General features: G+C 48.8%; 8 protein-coding genes. 7 read left to right on the top strand and 1 reads right to left on the bottom strand.

From position 1 onward, the window contains the following. Nucleotides 1–260 precede the first annotated feature (260 nt). The 6 genes from H6A34_RS12250 to H6A34_RS12225 all read left to right on the top strand — a co-directional run bounded on the left by H6A34_RS12250 (nt 261) and on the right by H6A34_RS12225 (nt 6,749). Entirely contained in the window at nt 261–815 is a 555-nt protein-coding gene (locus tag H6A34_RS12250; RefSeq protein ID WP_239480874.1) for a DUF1599 domain-containing protein, read from the top strand. Beyond that, a complete protein-coding gene (locus tag H6A34_RS12245; protein WP_021948714.1) occupies nt 816–2,894 on the top strand; it encodes a BT_3928 family protein in 2,079 nt (692 codons plus the stop codon). Between the two features lie 100 nt (nt 2,895–2,994). Next, nucleotides 2,995–3,621: an SPOR domain-containing protein gene (locus tag H6A34_RS12240; RefSeq protein WP_205105748.1), complete on the top strand. Its 627-nt coding sequence runs from the start codon at nt 2,995–2,997 to the stop codon at nt 3,619–3,621. A gap of 119 nt (nt 3,622–3,740) precedes the next feature. Further along, on the top strand, nt 3,741–4,334 hold the full coding sequence (gene folE, locus H6A34_RS12235) for a GTP cyclohydrolase I FolE (RefSeq protein ID WP_021948716.1): 594 nt from the start codon (nt 3,741–3,743) through the stop codon (nt 4,332–4,334). 115 nt (nt 4,335–4,449) lie between these two features. Beyond that, nucleotides 4,450–5,133 carry a DUF4840 domain-containing protein gene (locus H6A34_RS12230; protein ID WP_205105747.1) on the top strand — a complete coding sequence of 228 codons (684 nt, stop codon included), beginning with the start codon at nt 4,450–4,452 and terminating at the stop codon, nt 5,131–5,133. A gap of 251 nt (nt 5,134–5,384) precedes the next feature. Further along, nucleotides 5,385–6,749, top strand: coding sequence for an alpha/beta hydrolase family protein (locus H6A34_RS12225; RefSeq protein WP_205105746.1), 1,365 nt, complete (start codon nt 5,385–5,387; stop codon nt 6,747–6,749). 216 nt (nt 6,750–6,965) lie between these two features. Here H6A34_RS12225 and H6A34_RS12220 read toward each other — a convergent pair whose 3' ends face one another. Beyond that, nucleotides 6,966–7,568 carry a hypothetical protein gene (locus H6A34_RS12220; protein WP_338088664.1) on the bottom strand — a complete coding sequence of 201 codons (603 nt, stop codon included), beginning with the start codon at nt 7,566–7,568 and terminating at the stop codon, nt 6,966–6,968. Nucleotides 7,569–7,917: 349 nt separating this feature from the next. On the opposite strand from H6A34_RS12220, the gene ftsZ reads away from it, so the two are divergent. After that, the gene (gene ftsZ, locus H6A34_RS12215; RefSeq protein WP_205105745.1) at nt 7,918–9,216 is read left to right on the top strand and encodes a cell division protein FtsZ; all 1,299 of its coding nucleotides are present in this window, start codon (nt 7,918–7,920) and stop codon (nt 9,214–9,216) included. Nucleotides 9,217–9,255: the final 39 nt, after the last annotated feature.

Here is a 9,255-nt window from a genome sequence, read left to right as displayed (position 1 = left end):
ATATAAAGAAGAAGATGGAGGAAGTCAGAGAATAAGATTTTAGGAGTTAAGGAGTTATGGAGTAAAGGAGTTAAGACATTAGCCGTGATATAGAAAGCTTTGTCGGCAACAAGTGGACATACGTCTTAACTCCTTTACTCCATAACTCCTTAACTCCTAAGTTTTCTCCTTTAACTCCCTATAAACTTCTTTAACTTCTTTAACTCCTTAAACTTCTTTAACTCCTTAAATATATTTACCTTTGCACCCGTAATCAGAACATGATGGCAAAAGACACTTCCAAAACAGAGGAACAGTTTAAGGCGGCCATGGCCGAATGCCGTGAGCTGTTCGCGAAGAAGCTGCATGACTACGGCCCTTCGTGGCGCATTCTGCGCCCGTCGTCGCTTACCGACCAGCTGTTTATCAAGGCAAAGCGCATACGCAGCCTCGAACTGAAGAAAGAGTCGCTCGTGGGCGAGGGAATACGGCCTGAGTTCGTAGGACTTATCAACTATGGTATAGTAGGCCTTATCCAGCTTGGCAAGGGCTTTGTCGATACGCCCGACATTAGCGTCGACGAGGCTCTGGCCCTTTACGACGCGTTTGCCGGTAAAGCCCTGGCCCTTATGCTGAAGAAGAACCATGACTATGACGAGGCGTGGAGGTCGATGCGCGTAAGCAGTTACACGGACTTTATACTGACCAAAATACAGCGGATAAAGGAGATTGAGGACATTCACGGGGCAACGCTCGTGTCGGAAGGAATAGACGCCAACTATATGGATATTATAAACTATGCCGTTTTCGGGCTTATAAAACTTTCCGGCGAGTAGATGGTATCGAGAAAAATCACTATCGGGATACTTGTCAACCTGTGCAGGTTTGTCGTCGCGTTGACGTTCATTTTTTCAGGATACGTCAAGGCCATCGACCCACTCGGCACGCTGTATAAGTTGCAGGACTATCTCGAAGTGGTGCACCTCTCGGCCTACGTGTCCGACTATATTACGCTTGCTGTCTCCGTGCTGTTGGGCGGAATTGAGTTCTGTCTCGGCGTGCTGCTCCTTTTCGCCATCCGTCGCAGGCTCGTTACGCGCCTGCTTTTGTTCTTCATGGCGGTAATGACGCCGCTTACGTTGTGGCTCGCCCTTGACAATCCAATTGAGGATTGCGGGTGTTTCGGTGACGCGGTGAAGCTTACCAACTGGGAGACTTTCGGCAAGAACGTGGTGCTATTGGCAGCTACCGTACTGCTGTTCATGCGTCCGCTCGCAATGCCGAGGTTCATAAGCCGCTCAAATCAGTGGATAGTGGTCAACTATACAATGCTGTTTATCCTCGTGTCAAGCAGCATGAGCCTTTATACTTTGCCGCCGTTCGACTTCCGTCCGTACCACATCGGGGCCAATATCCGGAAGGGAATGGAAATCCCCGAGGGGGCTAAGCAGCCACAGTTCGAGACGACGTTCATACTTGAAAAGGACGGACAGCGCAGGGAATTCACGCTCGACGACTATCCGGACTCCACCTGGACGTTCATCGACAGCAAGACCGTGCAGACAGAGGCGGGATATGTCCCTCCTATACATGACTTCTCGATACAGACGACCGACGGCAGCGAGGACATCACCGACAGCGTGCTCAACCATAAAGGTTACTCGTTCGTGTTAGTATCTCCTCATTTTGAGACGGCCAGCGATGCAAATTTCGGCGAGATAGACGCCATTTACGAGTATTCGCTTGACCACGGATATCCCTTCTATGCCTTAACGGCAAGCACGGATGAGGCAATAAACCATTGGCGCGACATAACCGGGGCGGAATATAATTTCTTCCTGACTGACGAGACGACACTCAAGACCGTCATAAGAAGTAATCCCGGCCTGCTGTTGCTCAAGGACGGAACGGTCATAGGGAAATGGAGCCATAACGACCTGCCCGGCCTTGACTATAAGTCGCCACGGCTGGAAGATACGGAATACGGACGCATGCCGGAGCACTCCGTAACGAGCAAGATATCCCAGATATTGCTGTGGTATATCCTTCCGCTCATGCTTCTTACGTTCGCTGACCGTACCTGGAAATTCAGCCAGTGGATAAGAAAAAAAGAACATTCAAACCGTATATATAAACTCTTAAAAAGGAAAAAGAACATGAGAAAGAAAATTGTAGCAGGTAACTGGAAAATGAACATGAACCTGCAGGACGGTATCGCTCTTGCAAAAGAACTAAATGAGACTCTTACAAACGAGAAACCTAATTGCGGCGTTATCATCTGTACGCCGTTCATCCATCTTGCAAGCATTGCTCAGTTCCTCAACCAAGACGTTATCGGACTTGGCGCAGAGAACTGTGCCGACAAGGAAAAAGGCGCATATACGGGAGAGGTTTCTGCCGAGATGGTCAAGAGCACAGGTGCTCAGTACGTTATTCTTGGCCACTCAGAGCGCCGTGGTTACTACGCAGAGACTCCCGAGATACTGAAGGAGAAAGTACTTCTCGCGCTGAAGAATGGCCTGAAGGTAATCTTCTGTATCGGCGAGAGCCTTGAAGAAAGGGAGGCTGGCAAGCAGAACGAGGTCGTTAAGGCCGAGCTTGAGGGCAGCGTTTTCAACCTCACAGAGGAAGAATTCAAGAATATAATAATTGCTTATGAGCCAATTTGGGCTATCGGAACAGGCAAGACCGCAACGGCAGACCAGGCAGAGGAAATACATGCTTACATCCGTAGCATCATCGCTGAGAAATACGGACAGGCTGTTGCTGACGACACCACTATCCTTTACGGTGGCAGCTGCAAGGCAAGCAACGCTCCTGAACTGTTCGCTAAACCTGACATTGATGGTGGCCTTATCGGCGGCGCTTCTTTGAAGGCAGCTGACTTCATGGGTATCATCAACGCTTGGAAATAATAAGCTTATATCTGAAAGAGGGGAACGTGAGACCGTCAACAGGAGTCACGTCCCACTCTTTCTATTATGTTTATACATTAAGGACATTAAACAGATAATCATGAGACAATTCGCCGTAATAATGCTTCTGGCATGTGGTTTTGCCACCGAAGCCGGGGCTCAGTCATTCCTGAACGAATTAAGGGAGCGTAAATCAGGGCAAGGAACCGTGACCGTAACCCAAAGTCAAGACATCGACGAATTAGTCAACAACGCAAAACTCGCCATCCCGCAACAGTCGACGGCTCCCATGTCGCAGGGCGGCATACGGCCGTCTACACCTACAAAGCCGGAAAAACCGGACGAGGCTGTAAGCAAGACGGCCGATGAAAGTTCCGTAAGCAGCCGTCTGCCCGAGGCAAGGCATGAAGCGGAAGTGACGTCACCGAGCGTTAATACGTCGAAGAAAGTATTGCGAAATGCCCGTAAAATAACTGGATACCGTGTGCAGGCGTTCTCCGGAGGGAACTCGAGGGCTGACCGACAGAAGGCGGAAAGCATAGGCAACGCTATCAAGTCAAGATTTCCAGACCTGCCGATTTATGTACATTTTTATTCTCCGAGATGGATATGCCGTGTGGGAAACTTCCGCACTTACGGTGAGGCAAATGAAGTGTTGCAGGAAATCAAGAATATGGGGTACCGGCAGGCATGTATAGTAAAGGGCAAGATTACAGTCGCGTATTAACTTTCTTACGTTAGTGTGCCCTTTATGATGAACGGCGGATTGTGTGTATTGCCGGATTTGACAATATGCGGCGCCGTGTCAAAACATAGTGGCTTATAGAATAACAAACAAAGAACAAGATGAATCCCGAAACCGAATTCCGCGAAGGTCTTGACGACCTTGCGTCTCATTATAAAAGTATAATCGAACTGTTGGGTGAAGATACTGGCCGTGAAGGCTTACAAAAAACACCGATGCGAGTGGCTAAAGCCATGCAGATACTTACCCGTGGATACGGCCAGGACGCCCATAAAGTACTGCTTGATGCGCTGTTTGAGGAGAAATACAGCCAGATGGTAATAGTAAAGGACATTGATTTCTTTTCTCTTTGCGAGCACCACATGCTTCCGTTTTACGGTAAAGTGCATGTGGCTTACATACCCAATGGATATATTACAGGCTTGAGCAAGATTGCAAGAGTGGTTGATATTTTCAGCCATCGGCTACAGGTGCAGGAGCGCATGACCCTGCAAATAAAGGACTGTATACAGGAAACTCTTAAACCGTTGGGAGTCATGGTGGTTGTTGAGGCTAAGCATATGTGCATGCAAATGCGTGGCGTGGAAAAGCAGAATGCCATCACTACGACGAGTGATTTCTCCGGAGCGTTCAACCAGGCGAAGACCCGTGAGGAGTTTATGAACCTGCTGCACAGTGAGGTTAGGCACATATAGAAACAGGCAATCGGTAAATATTAAATATAAAAAAACATTTTTTTCGTCTTTTGATGCAAGTTTTTTGCCGACAGAGGTTTTAAATATATAGAAAATTTAATAAACACATAAAACAATGAAAAGATTTAACAAGTTATTCATTATTCTTTTGTGCTGCGTCGGCGCAATGTCAATAACATCGTGTATAAACAGCGATGACGATGGCGGAATTGACCCCGAAACTTATCGGGCGTATCTTACACAGATGGCAGGACCGTATAATGGTTTCAGCTCAGATTGGAGATACCAGAACAAAATCTATTTTTATAATGATACGATAACGGATAAGAACAATCCGTATAAGACTGATTCTGTCGAGAATATAAGCGGAACCGTTAGGACGGACTCTACGTTTACGATTTACAACGTGCCAGGACGAGTGCTTGCGAAGGCCATTCCCGACAGCCATAAAAGCCTGAAGGAGGCTATTGAGGCTGCCCCTGCCCAGACAATAGATGGAAGTTTCCTTCTTTATAATATCAGTTCTATTGTTTCTTTCTTCGCTTATCCCCAGTCAGTTGTCTATGATGAATTGACTTATGACGGAGAGACCCACAAGGACGTGACAATCGCTTTCTGGGGACCAACAGGCGGACAGTACGGATTCATCAACTCACATAAGATTATGCAGTTGAGCCTTGTGCCGGCAGCAATTTATGAGGGAAAGGATAATACCGTAACTAAGCTGGTTGATATTTGCAGCAACAGCAATATGACAGAGATTCAGAATGCGTCGCTGACGGTGCAGATTGCTGATTGACGGTTAAGCGGTAAAAGTCTTATAAGATACTGTATAAGCGCTCCATTGCTAAGTTCAATACTATGCAATGGAGCGCTTTTCTGTGCATATCTGTGACGATGTGTTATTCTTTTGCGTATTTTTTGTTTCGCGAATATAGGATTCGGCTTGACAATGTCACGTTAAAAAACTTCGTTTTTCTTGCCTTTGCGCTCACATTTTACTATATTTGCACATCATTTTACGCATTTTTTATAATAAAACAATACATCATGAAAAAAACAATCTTACTCTTTTTTGCTTTTCTCATGGCGCTATCCGTGCAGGCACAGAGCGTCGACGGCAGCTGGACGGGTAAGCTCAGCGTTGGCGGAACGCAGCTTACCATCGTGCTTAATATCACAAAAGGCGCCGACGGAAAGTTCGCGTGTACTCTCGACAGTCCTGACCAAGGGGTTAAAGGCATACACGCTGATATAACCGTTACCGACGGAACAAAGGTGAAAGTAAGCATTGCCAACCTCATGGCGACATACGAAGGCGAGGTGAGAGACGGTGAGATGAAGGGTACTTTCACGCAGGGCGGCATGCCGTTTACGCTCAACTTGAAACCCGGCACGGTGAAACTGAACCGCCCACAGACGCCTGTTGAGCCGTATCCTTACGCAACCAAGGACGTGAAAATAGACAACAAGGCCGACAACGTAAGTCTCGGGGCCACGCTGACCTATCCTTTAGGATACGAAAAGATGGATAAAAAGGATGTGCCCGTTGTCGTGATGGTGACCGGCAGCGGCCTGCAAAACCGTGACGAAGAGCTGTTCGGGCATAAACCTTTCCTTGTTTTGGCAGATTATCTGGCACGTAACGGCATAGCTACGTTGCGTTATGACGACCGAGGAAAGGACAAGTCTACCGGCAATCCGGCTACGGCCACGGTTGAAAGCAACATGCGCGACGCTTTGGCGGCTGTCGAGGCAGCGCGCGGTATGGACGAGTTCGGCAAGGTGGGAGTGCTCGGACATAGCGAAGGAGGTCTGATCGCGTTTATGCTCGGGGCGCAAGGCAAGGCCGACTTTATCGTCAGCATGGCAGGCCCGGGCGTCGGAGGAGACAGCATTTTGTTGACACAGAACCGTCGCATCTTAACCCAAAGCGGAATGCCAGCCGGCTTGGCGGACGGTTATTGCAAGGCTCTTAAAGGCATTTTGACCGCAATGGCAGGCACGGAAAGCATTTCTGACCCGAACGCTAAGGCGCAGGAGATAGTCAAGCAGACCGGCGTCAATCTGCCGGCACCTGCCGTGGCAAACCTCGCGAAGGTAATTGAAAGTGGCACGCCGTGGCTTAAATCATTCATTTCTTACGACCCTACGGGCGACATAAAGGCGCAGAAATGCCCCGTGATGGCCGTCAACGGCTCGAAGGACATGCAGGTAATTGCCGACGAAAACCTGTCGGCAATACGTGGCCTGCTGCCCGCAAACAAGATGAACGTAGTAAAGGAGTATGACGGACTGAACCATCTTTTCCAGCATTGTACCACCGGAATGGTGACCGAATATAACCAGATAGAGGAGACTATGTCGCCCGAAGTGATGCAGGATATAGCCGGATGGATAAACAAGGTTAAGTAGCAGTAGGACAAGCTGCGGCATACGGTTTTCTGAATCATATTTCACGGTAACGCAGAAAGTGGCCTTTCGGCTTGCGAAAGGCCACCTTTTACATTCTCAAAGACGGTCTTTCGCGACGCGAAGGGCCGTCTTTTGTGTGTAAACAGATAATGTATTGATTATCAGAAAGTTATAAATGTATCAAAATTTAGGGGTAAACAGCTGTCAGGGTTGTTGTCATAGTGTGTCCTCATACTCACGGATTACGAGCTTGCGGGGCAACGTTATCAGTTTAAGACGCTTGAACCACACGCGCGACGAGCTGTTGAAGTGGCGCGTGGTATGGCTGCTTATCATGTAATAATTCAACGTGTACTCGTCTACAAGGTCGGCAAACGCGGCCTTGATGCGCGAGCATTTCTCGTTGATAGCATTGTCTATGGGATTGGTCAGGCGGCTTACGGTATCGTCGATTTTGGCCGTATCAATCATCGGTGCCACCATCTTGTACAGCCGGCGCAGCTCTTCGCGATGGTCGCCAAGGTCTTTAAACTCGATACCTTCATCATGGTTGAGGAACAATATGTACAGCGCCTTGTGCACGGGAGTGAGCGTTACCTCCTTGTTATAGTCAGCGAGGATGAAGCGGAAGTTTTTTGTTATGACGAGCCGGCTCAGCTTTGCTCGGGCCGCTTCTATGCGCAGCTGCTCCACTACGGGCACGCTTATGGCCTTTAACATAAGGTCATAGCGTCCGGTCTGTTGCAACAGCTTTACCAGTCTGCCCAGTTCTTGTGCCAGTTCTTCCGCCGTACGGTTGCTCTCGTCCATGGTTTCCATGATGCAAAAATACTCCAATATTCATGAAAAACGCTAATGTCGGCGCGTGAATTTTCGTCCGCAAGCCTTGCAGAGGTATTGTTGTAAATGGAAAGTTGGTTATCTTTGCAACATAAAATGTAAATGAACATCCGCAGGCTGCTGTTCATTGAGAAGTTAAAGAATTAAAAGAAGTTAAAGAAGTTATAGCCGATAGCTTTGCTAAATGAAAGGTTGGCAATGGGCAATGAATAGTCAACAGGTCATTTGGCTATAACTTCTAACGAAGCGGAGCGACGTGATAACTTCTATAAATTCTCTAAATTCATGAATTCAAGCCTATCGGGATTTTACACAAAACGTAATGAACATGGAAGCAAGAAGCCACGGCGTGATAGATTTCGGGGCGCCGGTAGACATGACCAAGCATATCATCAAGGTAATAGGTGTTGGCGGTGGAGGCTGCAACGCCGTAAAAAATATGTACCAGGAGGGCATACGCGACGTGACGTTCGCCGTATGCAACACCGACAGCCAGGCGCTTGTCAAGTCGCCCGTTCCCGTCAAGGTGCTCCTCGGCGAGGAAGGACTCGGCGTAGGAGGAGTGCCCGAACAGGGACGCAAGGAGGCCGAGTCGAGCATAGAGGCGCTAAGTTCGCTGCTTTCAGACAATACCAAGATGGTGTTCATCACTGCCGGAATGGGCGGCGGTACGGGCACGGGCGCCGCCCCGGTGGTGGCAAACATTGCCAAGCAAATGGGCATGCTGACTATCGGAGTGGTAACCATTCCGTTCTACTTCGAGAAGGAAAAGAAAATCATCAAGGCGTTGAAGGGCGTCGAGGAAATGCGCAAGAACGTAGACGCTCTGCTCATTGTGAACAACGAACGGTTGTGCGACATATACTCTAACACGCGCATACCCGTGAAAGAGGCATTCAAACGGGCCGACGAAATACTGAGCAACGCCGTCAAGAGCATATCTGAACTGATAACCATCGAGGGTGATATCAACCTTGACTTCCGTGACGTTGAGTCGACAATGAAGAGCGGCGGCGGTGCCATCATGGCCATAGGGCGTGCCGGCGGGGAACACCGTGTGGAGAAAGCCATCATCAACGCGCTTGACTCTCCGTTGCTTTACGGCAGCGATATAAGCCGGGCTAAGCGCATACTGTTCAACATCTACACCAGTACCGACTGCCCCTTGTTTGTTGACGAGCTGCAGGAGATTGACGCCTTCATGGACGAACTGTCACCGCAAATTGACGTTATATGGGGCGTTTCAGAAGATAATACCTTAGACAGCGACGCCAAGATAGCCATCCTTGCGACAGGTCTTGACGACGACAGCGACGACTTCAGACGCATGGACAACGACTTTGCCGACAACGATACGGATTATTACCGAGCCCTGATAAAGAAACTTTATTCGCCTGCCGACGTCAAGGCTAACACCACCCGGCAAGACCCGGCTGACATTCCGATAACCGTTAGCGGCGGCACCGGCGACAAACCAGCAACCAGCGACACGCCGTCAGGCGGGGGCGATACCGTCACTGAACCTTCTGACGACATCCCGACGGACGACACCGGCACGCAACATAAACCTGTAATGCCCCTTGTTGACCGCTTGAGAAAGATCTGGAACGATATTCTTAAGGAATGAATGTAAAAGGTGAGAAAGTGAGATGGTGAGAAGGTGAGA

It is taken from the genome of Marseilla massiliensis (assembly GCF_016899855.1).
Taxonomy (GTDB): Bacteria; Bacteroidota; Bacteroidia; order Bacteroidales; family Bacteroidaceae; genus Prevotella.
Note: the sequence above shows the minus strand (reverse complement) of the source record. Positions and strands in the feature narration are given on the sequence as shown.

Bases quoted from the DNA above. Each gene is read 5' to 3' on its own strand.
- H6A34_RS12230 (WP_205105747.1), top strand. From the start codon at position 4,450: ATGAAAAGATTTAACAAGTTATTCATTATTCTTTTGTGCTGCGTCGGC.
- folE (WP_021948716.1), top strand. From the start codon at position 3,741: ATGAATCCCGAAACCGAATTCCGCGAAGGTCTTGACGACCTTGCGTCT.
- H6A34_RS12250 (WP_239480874.1), top strand. From the start codon at position 261: ATGATGGCAAAAGACACTTCCAAAACAGAGGAACAGTTTAAGGCGGCC.
- H6A34_RS12225 (WP_205105746.1), top strand. From the start codon at position 5,385: ATGAAAAAAACAATCTTACTCTTTTTTGCTTTTCTCATGGCGCTATCC.
- H6A34_RS12240 (WP_205105748.1), top strand. From the start codon at position 2,995: ATGAGACAATTCGCCGTAATAATGCTTCTGGCATGTGGTTTTGCCACC.
- H6A34_RS12220 (WP_338088664.1), bottom strand. From the start codon at position 7,568: ATGGAAACCATGGACGAGAGCAACCGTACGGCGGAAGAACTGGCACAA.
- H6A34_RS12245 (WP_021948714.1), top strand. From the start codon at position 816: ATGGTATCGAGAAAAATCACTATCGGGATACTTGTCAACCTGTGCAGG.
- ftsZ (WP_205105745.1), top strand. From the start codon at position 7,918: ATGGAAGCAAGAAGCCACGGCGTGATAGATTTCGGGGCGCCGGTAGAC.